This is a genomic window from Phenylobacterium sp. (assembly GCF_965229015.1).
GTDB lineage: Bacteria > Pseudomonadota > Alphaproteobacteria > Caulobacterales > Caulobacteraceae > Phenylobacterium.
Genome location: NZ_CBDDIM010000001.1, coordinates 822,279 through 840,701 on the forward strand (window position 1 = coordinate 822,279; position 18,423 = coordinate 840,701).

At 69.2% G+C, this 18,423-nt stretch carries 24 protein-coding genes; 18 read left to right on the plus strand and 6 right to left on the minus strand.

From position 1 onward, the window contains the following. The first annotated feature begins 51 nt into the window (after window positions 1-51). Together ACO06I_RS04065 and ACO06I_RS04070 are read left to right on the plus strand one after the other, a co-directional pair. Window positions 52-909 carry an NAD(P)-dependent oxidoreductase gene (locus ACO06I_RS04065; protein ID WP_421931331.1) on the plus strand — a complete coding sequence of 286 codons (858 nt, stop codon included), beginning with the start codon at window positions 52-54 and terminating at the stop codon, window positions 907-909. Then, complete coding sequence (locus ACO06I_RS04070) at window positions 906-1,445, plus strand: GNAT family N-acetyltransferase (protein WP_421931332.1); 540 nt, start codon at window positions 906-908, stop codon at window positions 1,443-1,445. Before ACO06I_RS04065 ends, ACO06I_RS04070 begins: the two co-directional genes overlap by 4 nt. Here ACO06I_RS04070 and ACO06I_RS04075 read toward each other — a convergent pair. After that, window positions 1,442-1,771, minus strand: coding sequence for a hypothetical protein (locus ACO06I_RS04075; RefSeq protein ID WP_421931333.1), 330 nt, complete (start codon window positions 1,769-1,771; stop codon window positions 1,442-1,444). The two genes, ACO06I_RS04070 and ACO06I_RS04075, sit on opposite strands and share 4 nt — an antisense overlap. Before the next feature lie 92 nt (window positions 1,772-1,863). Here ACO06I_RS04075 and ACO06I_RS04080 point away from each other — a divergent pair, with 92 nt between their 5' ends. Next, entirely contained in the window at window positions 1,864-2,370 is a 507-nt protein-coding gene (locus ACO06I_RS04080; RefSeq protein WP_421933594.1) for a GNAT family N-acetyltransferase, read from the plus strand. A 110-nt stretch (window positions 2,371-2,480) separates the two neighbouring features. Here the strand turns inward: ACO06I_RS04080 and ACO06I_RS04085 are convergent, their stop codons facing one another. Genes ACO06I_RS04085 through ACO06I_RS04100 form a run of 4 tightly spaced genes read right to left on the minus strand, consistent with a single transcriptional unit; the run spans window position 2,481 to window position 4,718 of the window. Further along, window positions 2,481-2,807, minus strand: a complete 327-nt coding sequence (locus ACO06I_RS04085; RefSeq protein WP_421931334.1) for a hypothetical protein — start codon at window positions 2,805-2,807, stop codon at window positions 2,481-2,483. Between the two features lie 23 nt (window positions 2,808-2,830). Continuing rightward, window positions 2,831-3,214 carry an NUDIX hydrolase gene (locus ACO06I_RS04090; protein ID WP_421931335.1) on the minus strand — a complete coding sequence of 128 codons (384 nt, stop codon included), beginning with the start codon at window positions 3,212-3,214 and terminating at the stop codon, window positions 2,831-2,833. Next, complete coding sequence (hemB, locus tag ACO06I_RS04095; protein WP_421931336.1) at window positions 3,211-4,227, minus strand: porphobilinogen synthase; 1,017 nt, start codon at window positions 4,225-4,227, stop codon at window positions 3,211-3,213. The genes ACO06I_RS04090 and hemB overlap by 4 nt, the downstream gene beginning before the upstream one ends. Window positions 4,228-4,238: 11 nt before the next feature. Beyond that, complete coding sequence (locus ACO06I_RS04100) at window positions 4,239-4,718, minus strand: hypothetical protein (RefSeq protein WP_421931337.1); 480 nt, start codon at window positions 4,716-4,718, stop codon at window positions 4,239-4,241. 73 nt (window positions 4,719-4,791) lie between these two features. Between ACO06I_RS04100 and ACO06I_RS04105 the strand changes: the two genes are divergently transcribed. The 7 genes from ACO06I_RS04105 to ACO06I_RS04135 all read left to right on the plus strand — a co-directional run bounded on the left by ACO06I_RS04105 (window position 4,792) and on the right by ACO06I_RS04135 (window position 12,093). After that, window positions 4,792-5,931: an acyl-CoA dehydrogenase family protein gene (locus ACO06I_RS04105; RefSeq protein ID WP_421931338.1), complete on the plus strand. Its 1,140-nt coding sequence runs from the start codon at window positions 4,792-4,794 to the stop codon at window positions 5,929-5,931. Then, window positions 5,928-6,977, plus strand: coding sequence for an enoyl-CoA hydratase/isomerase family protein (locus ACO06I_RS04110; protein WP_421931339.1), 1,050 nt, complete (start codon window positions 5,928-5,930; stop codon window positions 6,975-6,977). The genes ACO06I_RS04105 and ACO06I_RS04110 overlap by 4 nt, the downstream gene beginning before the upstream one ends. A 56-nt stretch (window positions 6,978-7,033) precedes the next feature. Then, entirely contained in the window at window positions 7,034-7,789 is a 756-nt protein-coding gene (locus ACO06I_RS04115; protein ID WP_421931340.1) for a class I SAM-dependent methyltransferase, read from the plus strand. A gap of 33 nt (window positions 7,790-7,822) precedes the next feature. After that, the gene (gene mmsB / locus ACO06I_RS04120) at window positions 7,823-8,710 is read left to right on the plus strand and encodes a 3-hydroxyisobutyrate dehydrogenase (protein WP_421931341.1); all 888 of its coding nucleotides are present in this window, start codon (window positions 7,823-7,825) and stop codon (window positions 8,708-8,710) included. Between the two features lie 169 nt (window positions 8,711-8,879). Further along, on the plus strand, window positions 8,880-10,109 hold the full coding sequence (gene hemA / locus ACO06I_RS04125; RefSeq protein ID WP_421931342.1) for a 5-aminolevulinate synthase: 1,230 nt from the start codon (window positions 8,880-8,882) through the stop codon (window positions 10,107-10,109). A gap of 48 nt (window positions 10,110-10,157) precedes the next feature. Beyond that, window positions 10,158-10,916 (plus strand): helix-turn-helix transcriptional regulator, encoded by a 759-nt coding sequence (locus tag ACO06I_RS04130; RefSeq protein ID WP_421931343.1) that lies wholly within the window; start codon window positions 10,158-10,160, stop codon window positions 10,914-10,916. A 43-nt stretch (window positions 10,917-10,959) separates the two neighbouring features. Then, a complete protein-coding gene (locus tag ACO06I_RS04135; RefSeq protein ID WP_421931344.1) occupies window positions 10,960-12,093 on the plus strand; it encodes a hypothetical protein in 1,134 nt (377 codons plus the stop codon). A 115-nt stretch (window positions 12,094-12,208) separates the two neighbouring features. Here ACO06I_RS04135 and ACO06I_RS04140 read toward each other — a convergent pair whose 3' ends face one another. Further along, on the minus strand, window positions 12,209-12,640 hold the full coding sequence (locus ACO06I_RS04140) for a MucR family transcriptional regulator (protein WP_421931345.1): 432 nt from the start codon (window positions 12,638-12,640) through the stop codon (window positions 12,209-12,211). A gap of 176 nt (window positions 12,641-12,816) precedes the next feature. On the opposite strand from ACO06I_RS04140, the gene glyA reads away from it, so the two are divergent. Genes glyA through ACO06I_RS04180 form a run of 8 tightly spaced genes read left to right on the plus strand, consistent with a single transcriptional unit; the run spans window position 12,817 to window position 18,255 of the window. Continuing rightward, window positions 12,817-14,106, plus strand: coding sequence for a serine hydroxymethyltransferase (gene glyA, locus ACO06I_RS04145; protein WP_421931346.1), 1,290 nt, complete (start codon window positions 12,817-12,819; stop codon window positions 14,104-14,106). A gap of 40 nt (window positions 14,107-14,146) precedes the next feature. Then, window positions 14,147-14,620 (plus strand): transcriptional regulator NrdR, encoded by a 474-nt coding sequence (nrdR, locus tag ACO06I_RS04150; RefSeq protein ID WP_421931347.1) that lies wholly within the window; start codon window positions 14,147-14,149, stop codon window positions 14,618-14,620. 3 nt (window positions 14,621-14,623) lie between these two features. Further along, window positions 14,624-15,268, plus strand: a complete 645-nt coding sequence (locus ACO06I_RS04155) for a RibD family protein (protein WP_421931348.1) — start codon at window positions 14,624-14,626, stop codon at window positions 15,266-15,268. After that, window positions 15,269-15,859 (plus strand): riboflavin synthase, encoded by a 591-nt coding sequence (locus tag ACO06I_RS04160; RefSeq protein ID WP_421931349.1) that lies wholly within the window; start codon window positions 15,269-15,271, stop codon window positions 15,857-15,859. It abuts the gene before it with no gap. A 38-nt stretch (window positions 15,860-15,897) separates the two neighbouring features. After that, complete coding sequence (ribH, locus tag ACO06I_RS04165; RefSeq protein ID WP_421931350.1) at window positions 15,898-16,359, plus strand: 6,7-dimethyl-8-ribityllumazine synthase; 462 nt, start codon at window positions 15,898-15,900, stop codon at window positions 16,357-16,359. Further along, window positions 16,356-16,817 (plus strand): transcription antitermination factor NusB, encoded by a 462-nt coding sequence (gene nusB / locus ACO06I_RS04170; RefSeq protein WP_421931351.1) that lies wholly within the window; start codon window positions 16,356-16,358, stop codon window positions 16,815-16,817. Before ribH ends, nusB begins: the two co-directional genes overlap by 4 nt. Further along, a complete protein-coding gene (thiL, locus tag ACO06I_RS04175; protein ID WP_421931352.1) occupies window positions 16,801-17,742 on the plus strand; it encodes a thiamine-phosphate kinase in 942 nt (313 codons plus the stop codon). The genes nusB and thiL overlap by 17 nt, the downstream gene beginning before the upstream one ends. Before the next feature lie 45 nt (window positions 17,743-17,787). Beyond that, window positions 17,788-18,255 carry a hypothetical protein gene (locus tag ACO06I_RS04180; RefSeq protein WP_421931353.1) on the plus strand — a complete coding sequence of 156 codons (468 nt, stop codon included), beginning with the start codon at window positions 17,788-17,790 and terminating at the stop codon, window positions 18,253-18,255. Window positions 18,256-18,423: the final 168 nt, after the last annotated feature.

Here is an 18,423-nt window from a genome sequence, read left to right on the forward strand (position 1 = left end):
TGCGGTGAGGCTCGTTAAGATGGCGTTGAGTTTGTGAGAAGGACGTGAGGCATGAAGGTCGCATTCGTGGGCTTGGGGGTGATGGGCTTCCCCATGGCGGGGCACCTGGCCAAGGCCGGCCACGAGGTGGCGGTCTTCAACCGCAGCCCGGAGAAGGCGTCGCGCTGGGTCGGCAGCCACGGCGGCCGCGCGGGATCGACCGTCGCCGAGGCCGCGAGGGACGCCGAGATCGTCTTCCTCTGCGTCGGCAATGACGACGACGTCCGCGGCGTCGTGACCCAGGCCCTGCCGGCGATGGCGGCGGGCGGGATCATCGTCGACCACACCACCACCTCGGCCAAGGTCGCCCGCGAGATGGCGCAGCTGGCGGGCCGCGAGGGCCGGTTCTTCGTCGATGCGCCGGTGTCCGGCGGCCAGGCCGGGGCCGAGAACGGCCAGCTCACCGTCATGTGCGGCGGCGACGCGGCCGCCTACGCCCGGGCCGAACCGGTGATCGCGGCCTTCGCCAAGGCCGTGCGGCGGATGGGCGAGCCCGGCGCCGGCCAGGTCACCAAGATGGTCAACCAGATCGCCATCGCCGGCCTGGTCCAGGGATTGGCCGAGGCCATGCACTTCGCCAAGCGCGCGGGCCTCGATCCGCTGGAGGTCTATGAGGCCATCTCCAAGGGCGCGGCCCAGTCCTGGCAGATGGACAATCGCTGGAAGACCATGGCCGAGGGGAAGTTCGACTTCGGCTTCGCGGTGGACTGGATGCGCAAGGACCTGGGCCTGGTGCTGGACGAGGCCGCGGCCAACGGCGCGACACTTGAGGCCACAGCCCTGATCGACGGCTTCTACGGCGAGATCCAGGCGATGGGCGGACGGCGATGGGACACCTCCAGCCTGGTGGCCAGACTGGAACAACCGTGACCTTGATCCGGCCCGCGATCCTGCCGCAGGACGCGGCGGGGATCGCGGCGATCGACACCGCCGTGCAGAGCACCAACGTGCTGGCGGCGAGCGCCGGACCGCAGGGGATCGTCCTGCGCTCCGCCCCGCAGACCGTCATCAAGCGGTTCCCCCTCGACGACCTGGACGATCCCGAACGTCCCTGGGACACCGCCTGGGTGGCCGCCGACGGGGGGCAGATCATCGGGTTCGCCGCCGTGGGCTTCCAGGCCTGGAACCGGCGGCTGGTGCTCTGGCACTTCTATGTGGACGCGGGCCGGCGCGGGCAGGGCCTCGGCCGCCGGCTGATGGACGCCGTGCTGGACCACGCCCGGGCCGCCGGCGCCCGCCATGTCTGGCTGGAGACCAGCAACCACAACCCGCCCGGCGTCGCGGCCTATCAGGCCCTGGGCTTCGCCCTGACCGGCCTGGACCTCACCCTCTATGACGCCACGCCGTCGGAGGGGGAGTTCGCCCTGTTCTTCAGCCGCCCGGTCCAGGTTCAACCCGTGTCCTAGATGAGGTCATAGGCGAACATCACCGAGATTGCGGCCAGCGCGATCAGGCCGGCGACGAACAGCAGGTCGGCGATGGCCCCGAAAGCCTCGTGGATCTTGCCCCGGCGCGGCGCGCGGATGGCCAGATAGGCGAAAAAGGCGCTGAACACGAAGATCACCGCCGCGCAGCCGGCGTACTCGTCCACATGGCTGAGCCCGCCGCCGCGCTCCACCACCTTCACCAGCCCGATCAGGGTGGCGCAGACCCCCACCATGGTGCCGGAGGTCGAGAGGATCCGTTCCTGGAGCTGGTCGTCACTGGCGGGCGGGGTGCGGTCGTCTGCCATGGGGTTCGCGTCTTCGCTCTGTCGGTGGGAATCGACTTGGCGGTATATTCCGACATCCCTAGGGCGGCGAGGAGGAGCGTGGCGTGTCGGTGATGGTTCTGGAGACGGATCGGCTGTTCCTGCGGCACCTGACGCCGGACGACGACGCCTTCATCCTGGAACTGCTCAACGAGCCGGGCTTCCTGCAGAACATCGGCGACCGCGAGGTCCGGAGCCTGGAGGACGCCCAGCGCTACGTCATCGACGGGCCGGCCGCGAGCTACGCCAAGCAGGGCTTCGGCCTGTGGTGGGTGGGCCTGAAGGCCACCGGCGAGCCGGTGGGCATCTGCGGCCTGATCAAGCGCGACGTCCTGGAGGACCCCGACATCGGCTACGCCTTCCTGGCGCGGTTCTCAGGGCGTGGCTACGCCTCGGAGGCCGGGGCGGCGGTGCTGGACTATGGGCGCAGGACCCTGGGCCTGGGGCGCATCGTGGCCATCACCAAGCCGGACAACGACGGCTCGATCCGGGTGCTGGAGAAGATCGGCCTGAGGTTCGAGGGCATGATCACCCTGCCGGACCACGGTGGCGACAGCCGCTACTTCGTCTCCGAAGTCTAGAGCGCGTCAGGGTTAGGTGGAAGCCGGCTAACCCGTCCGACGCGCTCTCTCTTTTTGGATTCAGAGCCTTTTTGAGCGGGTCAGATGATTTCATCTGACCCTAAAAGGCTCTAGCGGCTCGCCCAGCCGGAGGGCTCGCCGCCGGCGACCTCGGTGGCCTTGGTCTGCTTGTTCATGACACAGGCGTACTTCACGGGAACGCCGCCCTGCGCCTTGCCGGTCAGGACCGCCATGCCGTAGCTTTGGCTGCCGAACGCCGAGACCGAGACCACCCAGGTCTTGACGCCGGAGTCCTTGGTCGCCGCCGCCTTGCAGCGGGTGGCGACCTCCTTCTGGAACTCCGCCCAGGCGTCGTCGGAACTGGCGGAGGCCGAGGCGGCCATCGTGAGCGCCAGGAGGCCGGCGGCGAGGGCGGTGCGGATCAGGGACTTCGGCATGATCGTCTCCAGGATGCGGGCGTCTAGGATAGCCGGGGAAGGACCTGGGTTTCCAGCAGCGGCGCGAGGCGCACGGCGGGCGGGGCGGCGGGATCGATCCAGAGCAGCTCGGCGATCTCGGCCTGGGCCGCGATGGGGCCGGTGACCGTGGCGTGATAGATGGCGCCCTCGACCCGGGTGTCGGGCTCGTTGGCGGCCGGCGCGGTGAAGACGCCGAGCGCGCGGCTATCCACCAGGACGCAGCCCAGTTCTTCGGCGAGTTCGCGGGCCAGGGCGGTGAGGTCGTCCTCCCCGGGATCGCGCTTGCCGCCGGGCAGCATGAAGGCGCTGGTCCCCTGCTTGCGGACGGTGAGCAACAGACCCTGATCGTCGCGGATCAGGGCCGCCACGATGGAGATCTGGCTCACGCCCCCAGCAGCCGGGCCGCGACCGGGGCGAAATAGGTGATGACCCCAGCCGCTCCGGCGCGCTTGAAGCCGCCCAGGCTCTCCAGAATGGCGCGCTCCTCGTCCAGCCAGCCGTTCTGGGTGGCGGCCTTGATCATCGCGTACTCGCCGGAGACCTGGAAGGCGAAGGTGGGCATGGCGAAGGTCTCCACCACCCGCTGGACGATATCCAGATAGGGCATGCCCGGCTTGACCATGACCATGTCGGCGCCCTCGGCGATGTCGAGGGCGACCTCGCGCAGGGCCTCGTCGGAATTGGCGAAGTCCATCTGGTAGGTCTTCTTGTCGCCGGGGTTGTCCACCGAGCCGGTCCCGAGCTTGCCCGAGCCGATGGCCTCGCGGTACGGGCCGTAGAAGGCCGAGGCGTACTTGGCGGCATAGGACATGATCATAACGTCCTGGAGTCCCGCGCTTTCCAGGGCGCCTCTTAAGGCGCCGCAGCGGCCGTCCATCATGTCCGAGGGCGCCAGGATGTCGGCGCCGGCCTCGGCCTGCATGATCCCCTGCCGGATGAGGGTCTCGATCGTGGGGTCGTTGAGGATCTTGCCGTTCTCGATCAGGCCGTCGTGGCCGTGGTCGGTGAAGGGGTCCAGAGCCACGTCGCACAGGATCCCGACCTCGGGGGCGGCGTCCTTCATGGCCTTGACCGCGGTGGCCACCAGGCCGTTGGGGTCATGGGCGAGCGTGCCGGCGGCGTCCTTCTTGGCGCCGTCGATGTGGGGGAAGACGGCGATGGCCGGAATGCCCAGCCGGCGGGCCTCGACGGCGGCCTTGGCGGCCTCCTTGACCGACAGGCGCGCCACGCCGGGCATGGAGCCCACCGGGATCTCGCCCTCGCCCTCGTGCACCACCATGGACCAGATCAGGTCGGCCGGGGTGAGCACGCTCTCGCGCACCAGGCGTCGGATCCAGTCGGCCTGACGCAGGCGGCGCAGGCGCAGGGCGGGGTAGGCGGCGAGATGGGTGTTGGTCATGGCCGGGGTGTTTAGGCCGCGGGCGAGGTCAGGCCAATCCCTCGCGCCGAGACCAGGCGGATAAAACCGATGGCCGGGGCGGCGATCAGCCAGACCCCGGCCAGCAGGGACAGGACCACCGCGGCCACCAGCAGGGCGACGATCCGGCCATCGATGGCCAGGCGCGACAGGTCGATATTGATGGTGGAGAAGCCGTCCCAGCCGTTGACCCGGGTGAACTCCATCAGCTCGCCCACCCCGCTGATCAAAGCCCCCAGGCCGCAGGCGCCGGCGGCCATGGTCAGGGCGAAGGCCACCCAGAAGATCTTGATCTGGAAGTCGTGGTGGGAGCGGACCGAGGGCGGAGACTCGTCGCGCTGCGAATAGGCGATGATCACCGCGATCAGGGCCGGAACCCCGGCGAAGAAGATCGAGGCGAACAGCAGACCGTAGTTGATCAGCGCCAGATTTCGCGCCGCCTCCGGGTCACGCCCGCCCAGGTGTTCCGTCATGCCCGCGACTCCCGCTCGTTGACAGGTTGCGCCAGCGGAGCGAGTTCCTCAAGCCAACCGCTTCGAGGCCCCCATGGATTTCACCCTCACCGACGATCAGCGCGCCATCGAGGACGCCGCCCGCGTCTTCGCCGCCGAGGAGCTGTCGCCCCACTCGGCCCGCTGGGACGAGGACAAGCACTTCCCGGTCGACGTGCTGCGCAAGGCCGCGGGCCTCGGCTTCGCCGGCCTCTATGTCCAGGAGGACGTGGGCGGCTCGGCGCTCAGCCGGCTGGACGCCTCCATCGTCTTCGAACAGCTCAGCTATGGCGACGTGCCGACCGCGGCCTTCCTGTCGATCCACAACATGGTCTCGTGGATGATCGACCGGTTCGGCTCCGACGACCTGCGCCAGCGTTACCTGCCGAAGCTGACCAGCATGGCGCTGATCGCCTCCTACTGCCTGACCGAGCCGAGCTCGGGATCTGACGCCGCCGCGCTCGCGACGACGGCCAAGAAGGACGGCGACCACTACGTCCTGACCGGCTCCAAGGCCTTCATCTCCGGGGCGGGGACCTCCGACATCTACCTGGTCATGGCCCGCACCGGCGCGGCGGGCGCCAAGGGGGTCTCGGCCTTCGTCGTCGAGAAGGACCAGCCGGGGGTCTCCTTCGGGGCCCAGGAGCGCAAGATGGGCTGGAACGCCCAGCCCACAGCCCAGGTGAACCTGGACGGGGTCCGCGTGCCGGAGGCCAACCGCCTGGGCGGAGAGGGGGAGGGCTTCCGCTTCGCCATGGCCGGTCTGGACGGGGGGCGGATCAACATCGCCTCCTGCTCCCTGGGAGGCGCCCAGTTCGCCCTGGATACGGCCAAGGACTATCTCCAGACCCGCAAGCAGTTCGGCCAGGCCCTGGCCGACTTCCAGGCCCTGCAGTTCCGGCTGGCGGACATGGCCACCGAGCTTGACGCCGCCCGCCTGATGGTGCGCCGGGCCGCCGCGGCCCTGGACGCCCGCGATCCCAAGGCCACCCAGTACTGCGCCATGGCCAAGCGTTTCGCGACGGACGCCGGGTTCGAGGTCGCCAACCAGGCCCTGCAACTGCATGGTGGCTACGGCTATCTTAAAGACTACCCGCTGGAGCGGATCGTGCGGGACCTGCGGGTCCACCAGATCCTGGAAGGCACCAACGAGATCATGCGGGTGATCATCGCCCGGGAGCTGCTGCGCCAATGAGTGAAGTCCTGGTCCGCATCGAGGGCCGCGTCGGGCGCCTGACGCTCAACCGTCCCCAGGCGCTGCACGCCCTCACCACCAACATGTGCGAACTGCTCACCGAGGCCCTGCTGGCATGGCGGGACGATCCGGGCGTGGATCTGGTGCTGCTGGATCATTCCGGCGAGCGCGGCTTCTGCGCCGGCGGCGACATCCGCATGCTGGCCGAGAGCGGCGCGGCCGACGGCAAGGCGGCGCGCGAGTTCTTCTTCAAGGAGTACCGCCTCAACCACCTGCTGTTCTCCTACCGCAAGCCGGTGGTGGCGATCATGGACGGGGTGACCATGGGCGGCGGGGTCGGCCTGGCCGCGCCCTCGCAATACCGGGTGGCCACCGAGCGCACGACCTTCGCCATGCCCGAGACTGGCATCGGCCTGTTCCCGGATGTGGGCGGCGGCTGGTTCCTGCCGCGCATGCCGGGCCACATCGGCCTGTGGCTGGCGCTCACCGGGGCGCGGCTGAAGGCGGCCGACTGCGAGCTGGTGGGGATCGCCACCGACTTCATCCCGAGCGGGGAGGTGGAGGCGTTCAAGACCGCCCTGCTGGCCGATCCGGCGGCGGTGGAGACCCTGCTGACCCAGTTCGAGGGCGACGCCGGCCGCCCGCCCCTGGCCCAGCACCAGGACGAGATCGACCACATCTTCGGCCTGGAGAGCGTCGAGGCCATCGTCGCGGCCCTGGAGGCCGCCGGGACCGACTGGGCCGTCGAACAGCTCAAGGTCCTCGCCACCAAGTCGCCCCAGACCCTGAAGGTCGCCTTCCGGCAACTGGCCCTCGGGGCCAAGGCCGGGAATTTCGCGCAGAACATGGAGATGGAATACCGGATCGGCGCCCGGGTGGTGCGGCGCCACGACTTCATCGAGGGCGTGCGGGCGGTGATCGTCGAGAAGGACAACGCCCCCAAGTGGAACCCCGCCACCCTGGAGGGCGTCACCGAGGCCATGCTGGACGGTATCTTCGCCCCCCTGCCTTCCGACGAGGCCTGGTCGCCCCTAACTGGACTGTAACGAGACGACGGCGAGCGCCGAATGCTATCTCGACGAACAACCTTCGGAGGAAACCGATGAGACGTAACCTGATGCTGGCCGCCGTGGCGGTGCTGGCGCTTTCGACGGGCGTCGCCCAGGCCGCGCCGTCCCCCGCCGTGGTCGCCGCCGTGGCCGACAAGGCGCGGCCCGAGGCCGACACCAAGCGCGACGCCGACCGCAAGCCCGCCGAAATGCTCGAATTCGCCGGGATCAAGCCCGGCCAGACTGTGGCCGACTTCCTGCCTGGCGGCGGCTACTTCACCCGCATCTTCGCCAAGGCGGTGGGGCCCAAGGGCGTGGTCTATGCGGTGATCAACGCCCCGCCGGCCACGCCCGCTCCGGACGCCAAGCCCAACCCGATCCTCGCGGTGGCCGCCGACCCGGCCTATGGGAACATCAAGGTGGTGCAGGCGAGCTTCGAGACCCTGGCCCTGCCGACCCAGGCCGACGTGATCTGGACCTCGCAGAACTATCACGACCTGCACCTGGCCCGCTTCAACCTGGACGTGGCCAAGGTGAACAAGGCGGTGTTCGCGGCCCTGAAGCCGGGCGGGGTCTATATCGTCCTCGACCATGTCGCCGCCGACGGCGCGCCCCTCGACACCGCCGACAAGCTGCACCGGATCGACCCGGCCATCGTCAAGAGCGAGCTGGCCGCGGCCGGCTTCAAGTACGAGGGCGAAAGCACCGTCCTGCGCAACACCACTGACGACCACACCAAGATGGTCTTCGACCCCACCCTGCGCGGCCACACCGACCAGTTCATCTACAAGTTCCGCAAGCCCAAATAGGGCCGTTCGAGTCGTTAGAGGAGTGTCGCGCCCATGACGCGGATCGCGTTCATCGGTCTGGGAAACATGGGCGGCGGCATGGCCGCCAACCAGGCGAAGGCGGGCCACGCCGTGGCGGCCTTCGACCTGTCGGCCCAGGCGCTGGAGAAGGCCGTGGCGGCGGGTTGCCGCACGGCCGGCTCGGCGGGGGAGGCGGTGGCCGACGCCGAGGTGGTGATCACCATGCTGCCGGCCGGACCCCACGTCCGGGCGGTCTATGCCGGTGAGATCCTGTCCAAGGCGCCCAAGAGCGCCCTGCTGATCGACTGCTCCACCATCGACGTGGAGAGCGCCCGGGCGGTGGCGGCCGAGGCCAAGGCCCAGGGGTTCCGGTTCGCCGACGCCCCGGTGTCCGGCGGCACGGCGGCGGCCGAGGGCGGGACCCTGGCCTTCATGGTGGGCTGCGACGAGGGCGATTTCGCCGCCGTCGAGGGGGCGCTGGATCCCATGGCCCGCGCGGTCATCCGGGCCGGCGATCACGGGGCGGGGCAGGCGGCCAAGATCTGCAACAACATGGTGCTGGGGATCTCGATGATCGGGGTGTGCGAGGCCTTCGCCCTGGCCGAGAAACTCGGCCTGGACGCCGACCGCTTCTTCGAGATCGCCACAAAGTCCTCCGGCCAGTGCTGGTCGCTGTCCAACTACAGCCCCTGGCCCGGACAGGTGCCCGCGGCCCCGTCGAATCGCGACTACGAGGGCGGCTTCGCCACGGCCATGATGCTCAAGGACCTGAAGCTGGCCCAGGAGGCCGCCGCCAAGGCCGGCGCGGCCGCTCCCCTGGGCGCCCAGGCCGAGGGGCTCTACGCCCTGTTCGACCGGCTTGGGGGCGGGGGAAAGGACTTCTCGGCCATCCTGGAGATGTTCCGCGGGCGAATGCCGTAGGGGAACCTACGGTGACGCTTCACGAAACCTGCGCGGACGCTCACGAAATGTGCGCGATTGCGACATGACGGATTGTAGACAACAGGTCCGGGCGGCGCGATAAGCCCGGCGAAGCTAAGGGGACCGGTTGCGGCGCGAGATCGTCGAACGCGCGACCGGAATTCAGTCGATGGATTACAAGGCCGCGTTTCGCACCGCTCTCGAGCAGATTCATGCCGAGGGACGTTATCGGGTCTTCGCCGACCTGAAGCGTCATCGCGGTCAGTTCCCGAAGGCGACCTGGACGCGTGAGGACGGGACCTCTTCGGAGGTCGTGGTCTGGTGTTCCAACGACTATCTGGGCCAGGGCCAGAACCCGGTGGTGCTGGACGCCATGCACCAGGCCATCGACGAGGCCGGGGCGGGCTCGGGCGGCACCCGCAATATCTCGGGCACGACGCACTACCATGTCGAGCTGGAGGCCGAGCTGGCCGACCTGCACGGCAAGGAAGCCGCCCTGCTGTTCACCTCGGGCTATGTGTCCAACGAGGCTTCGCTGTCGACCCTCTACAAGATCCTGCCGGGTCTGGTGATGTTCTCCGACGAGCTGAACCACAACTCGATGATCTCCGGCATCCGGGCCGGCAAGCGCGAGCAGCGCAGGGTGTTCCGCCACAACGACCTGGCCCATCTGGAAGAGCTGCTGGCGCAGGTCCCGCCGCAGACCCCCAAGCTGATCGCCTTCGAGAGCGTCTATTCCATGGACGGCGACATCACCGACATGCGGGCGATGGTGGCGCTGGCCAAGAAGTACAACGCCATGACCTATCTGGACGAGGTCCATGCGGTGGGCATGTACGGTCCCCGCGGCGCCGGCGTGGCCGAGCGCGACGGCGTCATGGACCAGATCGACATCATCGAGGGCACCCTGGCCAAGGGCTTCGGGGTGATGGGCGGCTACATCGCCGCCGACGCGGTGATCGTCGACGCCATCCGCTCCTTCGCCGACGGCTTCATCTTCACCACCTCGATCCCGCCGGCGCTCGCCGCCGGGGCCGTGGCCTCGATCCGCTATCTGAAGGATCACAACGAGGTCCGCGTGGCCCACCAGGAGCGCGCCGCGGCCCTGAAGGCCAAGCTGGCCAAGGCCGGCCTGCCGGTCATGCCCTCGGAGAGCCACATCGTCCCGGTGCTGGTGGGCGACCCCCACCACTGCAAGATGATCAGCGACATCCTGCTCGAAGAGCACGGGGTCTATGTCCAGCCCATCAACTATCCCACCGTGCCCCGCGGGACCGAGCGCCTGCGCTTCACCCCGTCGCCGGCCCACACCGACGCCATGATGGACGACCTGGCCAGGACGCTCGAGATGCTGTGGGCCCACTGCAACATCAAGCGCGTCGGCGGCTACGCGGCCTAACCGCGAATTCACTCGGAAGCCGGTTGGGGCGCGGGCTAGGCTCGCGCCATGACATCGCTTCTCGCCGGTGAAACCTATGGCGAGGTCGCCTGCGGCCCCGTGGCCGGGGTGACCCTCAGCCGCCACAGCCCCGACCACGCCCTGCCGATGCACGAGCACGCCAGCGCCTATGTCTGCGCCGTGCTGGCCGGGGGGTTCCGCGAACAGGACCCGCGCGGCGAGGCGCAACGGTCGGCGGGCCAGGTCATCGTCCATCCCGCCGGCCAGCGTCATGCCGACGCCTTCGGGCCGCGCGGCGCGCTCTGCCTGAACCTTCACATCGAGAGTGCGCCGGATTCCCTGGCGAGAGCCGCCGGGCCGGACATGGCGCGCGCCATCGAAGAGCTTGCCGCCGAGGTCGCCAAGGGCGGGCAGGGGGACCGGCTCGCCGGCGCCAGCCTGAAGGCCGAGGTGCTGGACCTCCTGACCCGGCCGCGGGTCGCCGACGATCCGACGGGCATCGGGCGGGTGCTGCAGGCCCTCGACGATGCGCCCGCCGCCGACTGGAGCCTGGGCTCGCTGGCGGCCGTCGCTCAACGCCATCCGAACCACCTGGCGCGCACCTTCCGGGCGCGGATGGGAATGAGCCTGGGCGCCTACCGCCGCCGCCGCCGGCTCATCGGCCTGTGCCTGGACCTGCGCCTGGGGACAGAGCCGCTGTCCGGCCTGGCCCTCGATCATGGCTATGCCGATCAGGCCCATATGAGCCGGGAGTTCCGGGCCTTCAGCGGCCTGTCACCCTCGGCCTATCGGCGCGCCGCGCGCTAATCCCGTTCAAGATCGCCGCGCCGGGGCAGGGGAGGATGCGGGCATGAAACGCACCCTTCTCGGCTTCGCCCTCGGCGCCGCCCTCATCAGCGGTCAAGCCCAGGCCGCCCAGCACACCCAGTGGAAGTTCACGCCCTCGGTGACCTTTGACGCCCTCTGCCTGGCCGGCGTCATGGCCGACGATCCCTTCTACGTGCCCTACTATCAGAAGCAGCATGACGAACTCGGCGCGAAGCTGACCCCGCAGGCCCGCGCGGCCTTCAAGGCCATCACGGCCCGGTCCAAGGCCGAGGGCGACATCGCCTCGGCCTGGCTGGCCCTGACCTTCTCCGCAGCCGAGGCCGACACCCTGCCCGAGCTGATCGCCGCCGCCGAGCACCCCGCCGCCATGAAGGCGCGGCTGCAGGCCAGCCGCTTCTGGGACGACACGGCCTGGGCGCGATTCGAGGCCCTGCGGCCCGATATTCTGACGGTGCTGCGTTGGTATCGCGACATCGACTTCCCCGCCTATTGGCGCGCCGACGCCGAGGGGCCGGTGAAGGCCGCCCTGGCCGAGATCGCCCCGAAGTTGGAGCAGACCGACGTCATGCCCCTGGTGGAGCAGGTGCTCGGCCGCAGGCTCGACAGCGGGGAGATCCAGGTGGTGGCCGCCCGCTACTGCCGCCCGCACGGCATCCGGGTCACCGGCGACCGCTTCCTGACCGATCCCACCTATCCCAAGGACCGGGTGCTCTCGATCGTCGGCGGGACCTCGGTGCACGAGATGCTGCATCCGCCCTTCGACTCCAAGGACCCGCGGGTGCTGGCGGCCATCGCGGTGGCGCGGGCCGATCCCTTCGTCCAGGCGCGGTTCCAGGGACACAACGCCTCCTTTGGCTACAACACCATCGAGGGCCTGTTCGACGAGGACTCCACCCAGGCCCTGGACCAGGTGATCAACGAGAGGATCGGCTTTGCCTTCAAGGGCGGGGACGCCGGCGAGCGCTGGCGCGCCGCTGACGATGGCCTGCACGTCATGGCCGCGGCGATCTACGTGCTGATGAAGCAGGAGAAGTTCCTGGAGTCAGGCCAGGACTACGTGACCTTCCTCGACCGCATGGTCCGGGAGGGGCGCCTGGCGCCCGGGAAGATCGAGGCCCTGGTCCCGGCGGCCGTGCGGGCGGGGCCCAGGCCGTGAGGGGCGCGGCTTGCGAATTTCCCCCTGAGAGCGCATACCGAAGCGGTCCTCACCGCTTCGGAGAAGCCTCAACTTCGCTTTTCATCTGAACGATCGGGCGGCCAGACCGCCCACCTCAACTCCGCCGCCGCACGCCCCGGCCCAGGCCGATCTGCTTTGCGAAGTCCGAGCGCCGCGCCGCATAGGCCGGCGCCACCATCGGATAGTCCGGCGGCAAACCCCACCGACGACGATAGTCATCCGGGCTCAGGTCGAAGCGCGAGCGCAGATAGCGCTTGAGCATCTTCAGCTTCTTGCCGTCTTCCAGGCAGACGATGAAGTCGTGCTGCACCGACTTGCTGATGGGAACCGCGGGTTTCGGCCGCTCCTCGGGCAGGGCGACGGCCGCGTGGCCAAGACCCGAGAGGGCCTGGTGCACCGAACGGATCAGGTCGGGCAGGTCACTCTGCGCCACGCTGTTGCGGCTGACAAAGGCCGAGACGATGTCGGTGGCCAGGGACAACACTTCCTCGCCCGCCCCCTCATCGGTTTCCCTCTCGATACTCATCACGCGCCCCCTGGGTACAAACCGAGCTGTTCCGTCAGGGGCAGGATCGCTCGTGCACCTCCGGTGAGGCGACAACGTCCTCTGTCCGACTTTGTTCCCAGCATTTGGTCCCCAGCGCCCAAGGCGCTAAAGAGCCGCCCAGGCCCGTCCTCCCCAGATTCCCGAAAGGCCCACCCATGACCGCCCAAGCCGCCAATTTCATCGACGCCTTCTTCACCGCCCCGGTCGCCGAGAGCGATCCGGACGTCTCCAGCGTCCTGACCCGGGAGCTGAAGCGCCAGCAGGATCAGATCGAGCTGATCGCGTCGGAGAACATCGTCTCCCGCGCCGTCCTGCAGGCCCAGGGCTCGGTCCTGACCAACAAGTACGCCGAGGGCTATCCGGGCAAACGCTACTACGGCGGCTGCGAGGTGGTGGATGAGGTCGAGCAGATCGCCATCGACCGGGCCAAGCAGCTGTTCGGCTGCGAATACGCCAATGTGCAGCCCCACTCGGGCAGCCAGGCCAACCAGGCGGTGTTCATGGCCACCATGAGCCCCGGCGACACCTTCATGGGCATGGACCTGGCCGCGGGCGGGCACCTGACCCACGGCAAGAGCGTCAACCAGTCGGGCAAGTGGTTCCGCCCCGTGGCCTACGCGGTGCGCCAGCAGGACCACCTGATCGACTACGACCAGGCCGCCGAGGTGGCCCTGGCCGAGAAGCCCAAGGTGATCATCGCCGGGGGCTCGGCCTATTCGCGGGCCATCGACTTCGCCCGGTTCCGCGAGATCGCCGACAGCGTGGACGCCCTGCTGATGGTGGACATCGCCCACTATGCCGGCCTGGTGGCCGGGGGCGCCTATCCCAACCCGTTCCCCCACGCCCACATCGTCACCACCACCACCCACAAGACCCTGCGCGGCCCCCGCGGCGGCATGATCCTCACCAACTCCAAGAAGTGGGCCAAGAAGATCGACTCCGCGGTCTTCCCCGGCCTGCAGGGCGGGCCCCTGATGCACGTCATCGCCGGCAAGGCCGTGGCCTTCGGCGAGGCCCTGCGTCCGGAGTTCAAGCTCTACGCCCGCCAGGTGGTCGACAACGCCCGGGCCCTGGCCGAGAGCCTGCAGATCGCCGGCTTCAAGATCGTCTCCGGCGGCACCGACAGCCACCTGATGCTGGTGGACCTGACGCCCAAGAACGTCTCCGGCGCCGACGCCGAGATCGCCCTTGAGCGGGCCGGCATCACCACCAACAAGAACGGCATCCCCTTCGATCCGCTTCCTCCGATGCAGACCTCGGGCCTGCGGGTCGGCACCCCGGCCGGCACGACGCGGGGCTTCGGGCCCGCTGAATTCCGCCAGGTGGGGACCTGGATCGGTGAGGTTCTGGATGGCGTCGCAGCCGGCGGCGACAATTCCGCCATTGAAGCCAAGGTGAAGGCCGAGGTCCTGACCTTGACGAAACGCTTCCCGATCTACAGCTAATCCCTCTAATAGGGGTTGGATTGGCCGGAAGGGCTAGATCATGCGCTGCCCGTTCTGCGGTCATCTCGAAAGCCAGGTGAAGGACAGCCGCCCGTCGGAAGACGGCGCGGCCATCCGGCGCCGCCGGCTGTGTCCCGAATGCGGGGGCCGCTTCACCACCTTCGAGCGGGTGCAGCTTCGCGAGCTGACCATCCTGAAGCGGTCGGGCCGGCGCACGCCCTTCGAACGCGACAAGCTGGCGCGCTCCATCGCCATCGCCACCCGCAAGCGGCCCATCGAGACCGAGCGGATCGAGAAGATGATCTCCACCATCGTGCGCCAGCTCGAGAGCATGGGCGAGACCGAGCTGCCGTCCTCCGCCGTGGGTGAGATGGTGATGAAGCAGCTCAAGGCCCTCGATGACGTGGCCTATGTCCGCTACGCCTCGGTCTATCGCGACTTCCGCGAGGCCGGCGAGTTCGCCACCTTCCTGGGGGAAGAGGGCCTGAGCGAACAGGTCGACGACGAGACCTGATCCGTGCCGGTCACCCTCAAGCTCGCCACCTCGCTGGACGGCCGCATCGCCACCGCCACCGGCGAGAGCCGCTGGATCACCGGGTCGCAGTCGCGTGAAACGGTCCACCGCCTGCGCGCCGAGCATGACGCGGTCGTGGTCGGCGTCGAGACGGCCCTGGCCGACGACCCGGAACTGACCGTCCGCCTGCCGGGCTATGACGGCCCCCATCCCGCCCGGGTAGTGCTCGACAGCCGCCAGCGTCTGGCCGACGGCTGCAAGCTGGTGGCCACGGCCCGCGAGATCCCGACCTATCTGATCGCCACCACGCCGCCGGAAGCGCGCCTGACCGAGGCCGGCGTCCGCGTCCTGCGGGTCCATGCCGTGGGCGACGAGCGGCCCGAACTGCACGACGTGGTCCGCGCCCTGGCCGCCGAGGGGCTGAGCCGCCTGTTCGTCGAGGGCGGGGGGCATGTGGCCGCCAGCTTCCTGCGCTGCGGCCTGGTGGACGCCCTGGAGTGGTTCCGAGCCCCCATCATCATCGGCGGGGAGGGGCGGCCGGGGATCGGCGCCCTGGCCATCCAGGCGCTTTCCGACGCGCCGAAGCTTAAGCGGGTTGATCTTCACGTGCTGGGTCCCGATGTGTGGGAACGCTACGAGAGGATCTGAATGTTCACCGGCATCGTCACCGATGTGGGCCGCGTCCGCGCCGTCCGCGAAACCAACCGCGACCTCAGACTTGAGATCGAGACGAAACTCGATCTCTCCACCGTCGAGATCGGCGCCTCCATCAGCCATGACGGCTGCTGCCTGACCGTTGTCGAGAAGGCCGACGGCTGGTTCGCCGTCGAGGTCTCCGGCGAGACGCTGTCCCTCACCACCCTGTCGGACTGGAAGGAAGGCCGCCCGGTCAATCTGGAGCGCGCCGCCCGGGTGGGCGACGAACTCGGCGGCCACATCGTCTCGGGTCATGTCGACGGGATTGGCGAGGTGGTCTCCATCGAGAGCGAAGGCGGCAGCCACCGGGTGAAGGTCCGCGTTCCCCGGCCCCTGCATCGCTTCATCGCGCCCAAGGGCTCCATCACCGTCGAGGGCGTTTCGCTCACCGTGAACGAGGTGGAGGACGACGTCTTCGGGGTGAATCTGATCCCCCACACCTGGGACGTGACCACGCTCGGAACCCTGGAAGTGGGCTCCCGGGTCAATCTAGAGATCGACATGCTGGCCCGGTATCTCGCCCGCTGGCGAGAAACAGCCTAAAGGGAGCGGCCAACTCGGCCGCGCTCCGGAAAGAACCCATGCTCGAAGACAAAATCCGCATCCTCATCGTCGAGGCGCGCTTCTATTCCGACCTGGCCGACGCCCTGCTGCAGGGCGCCGCCGACGCCATCACCTCGCAAGGTGCGGAATATGATGTGGTGACCGTGCCTGGCGCTCTGGAGATCCCGGGGGCCATCGCCCTCGCCGAAGAGGGCGGCGCCACAGGCGTTCGCTACGACGGCTATGTCGCCCTTGGCACGGTGATCCGCGGTGAGACCTATCACTTCGAGATCGTCTCCAACGAGTCAGCCCGCGGAATCATGGACCTGACGATCGGCAAGCGTCTGGCGATCGGTAACGGCATCCTCACCGTCGAGGACGAGGCGCAGGCCTGGGCGCGCGCCAAGATCAGTGAGGGCGACAAGGGCGGCGGCGCGGCCCGCGCCGCCCTCACCATGATCTCCCTGAAGAGCCAGCTGATGGGCGGGCAGGCCCGATGAGCAAGCCCAAGCAGGCCCGCTCGGTGGCGCGCCTGGCCGCCGTCCAGGCGCTTTACCAGATGGAAGTCTCCGGGGTCGGGGTGGAGGCGGTGATCCGCGAGTTCACCGATCACCGCTTCGATCGCGGCATCGAGGGCGACGGGGAGGGCGACCCCCTGGCCGCCGCCGACGAGGCCTTCTTCGCCGAGCTGGTGCGCGGCGTGGTGGAGAGCCAGCGCGAGATCGACGCCGCCGTGGTCAGGCGCCTGGCCGCCGGCTGGAAGCTGGACCGGCTGGACGCCACGGTGCGCGCCATCCTGCGTTCGGGCGCCTACGAGCTTTCCCACCGCGGCGACGTGCCGGTCGAGGTGGTGATCGACGAGTATGTCGAACTGGCCAAGTCCTTCTTCGAAGGGCCCGAGCCGGGCTTCGTCAACGGCGCCCTCGACAAGGTGGCGCAGGATGTCCGCGCCGGATGAATTCGAGCAGATCGCCCGGCTGTTCCGCCCCCTGACCCGCGGGGCGGCGGAGGCCTTCGATCTGCTGGACGACGCCGCCGTCATTCCCTCGCGGCCGGGCTTCGACCTGGTGGTCACCAAGGACGCCCTGGTGGCCGGGGTGCATTTCCAACCCGACGACCCGCCCGACATCATCGCGCGGCGGCTGATGCGGGCCAATCTCTCCGATCTCGCCGCCAAGGGGGCGGAGCCGCACGGCTATCTGCTGATGACCGCCTGGCCCGCCGACTTCGGCTGGGAGCAGCGACAGGCCTTCGCCCGCGGCCTGGACGAGGATGGCCGGGCCTTCGGGGTCATCCTGCTGGGGGGCGACACCGTCTCCACCCCCGGGCCGCTGACGGTCTGCATGACCCTGCTGGGCTGGGTCCCGGCGGGGAAGATGATCCGCCGGGCGGGCGCCAGGCCTGGGGACCTGGTGCTGGTGAGCGGCCCGATCGGCGACGGCTGGCTGGACTGGGGCCCCGGTTGGGGCGAGCTGGACCGCCGCTGGCTGCCCGAGGGCCATCGCCTGCCGACGCCCCGGCTGGACCTGCGCGAGGTGCTGCGGGCCTATGCCAGCGCCGCGGCCGACGTCTCCGACGGGCTGATCGCCGACGCCGGCCATATCGCCAAGGCCAGCGGCGTGGGCATGCGCATCGATCTGGACCGCATGCCGCTGTCGGGCCCGGCGCGGGCCTGGCTGGCGACCCAGTCCGACCCTGCCGCCGCCCGCCTGCGGCTGGCCACCGGCGGCGACGACTACGAGATCGTCTGCACCGCGCCGGCGGATCAGCCAGCCCTGCTGGGCCTCACCGTGATCGGCGAGGTGACGGACGGCGAGGGGGTCGAGGTCCGAGCCGGCGGGGCGGTGCTCGAGGCCGGGCCCGGCGGCTGGCGCCACGGCTGAGGCGCCCGCAAGCTTCCGGAAACCATATTGCGCGAAGGTGGGCCCATGCTTCGCCGCGCCCTCCTCGCCGCCGCCGCCCTGGGCCTGTTCGCCGGGTCCGCCCGGGCGTCGGAAAAGCCCAAGGAGGGCGAGGGCAAGCCCGATGTCGGCCAGTATGTCGACCTGGCGCCCGTGGCCCTGCCGGTGGTCGCCCGCGGCGTCCTGGTGAACTACGTCTTCGTCTCGGTGCGGGTCCAGCTCTCGACCCTGGCCAACACCGGCAAGCTGCGCACGCGGGAGCCCTATTTCCGTGACGCCCTGGTGCGCGCCGGACATCGCACGCCCTTCACCCTGGACAGCGACTACACCAAGATCGACGAGGCCAAGCTGAAGGCCAGCCTGCTGCGGGAAGCCATCGCCATCGGCGGGGCCAAGGACGTCAAGGGCGTCATCGTCGTCTCGCAATCCCCCAAGAAACGCACCGGCCTGCCGGACCCCAAGACCTGGGGCGCGCGGACCGAAATCCAGCCCTGAGCGGCCAATTCCAACGCGCCGTTGCTTCGGCGCAGCAGTTTTGGCACTTTCACGGTCTTAAATAAGGAGCGTCGCCTAAAGGCGCTCCAACTGGGGAAACACCATGGGGCCGGGAACATACCGACGGGCGCGCCTTAGGCTGCCGTCGTCCCCCCTCCGCGCAATCGC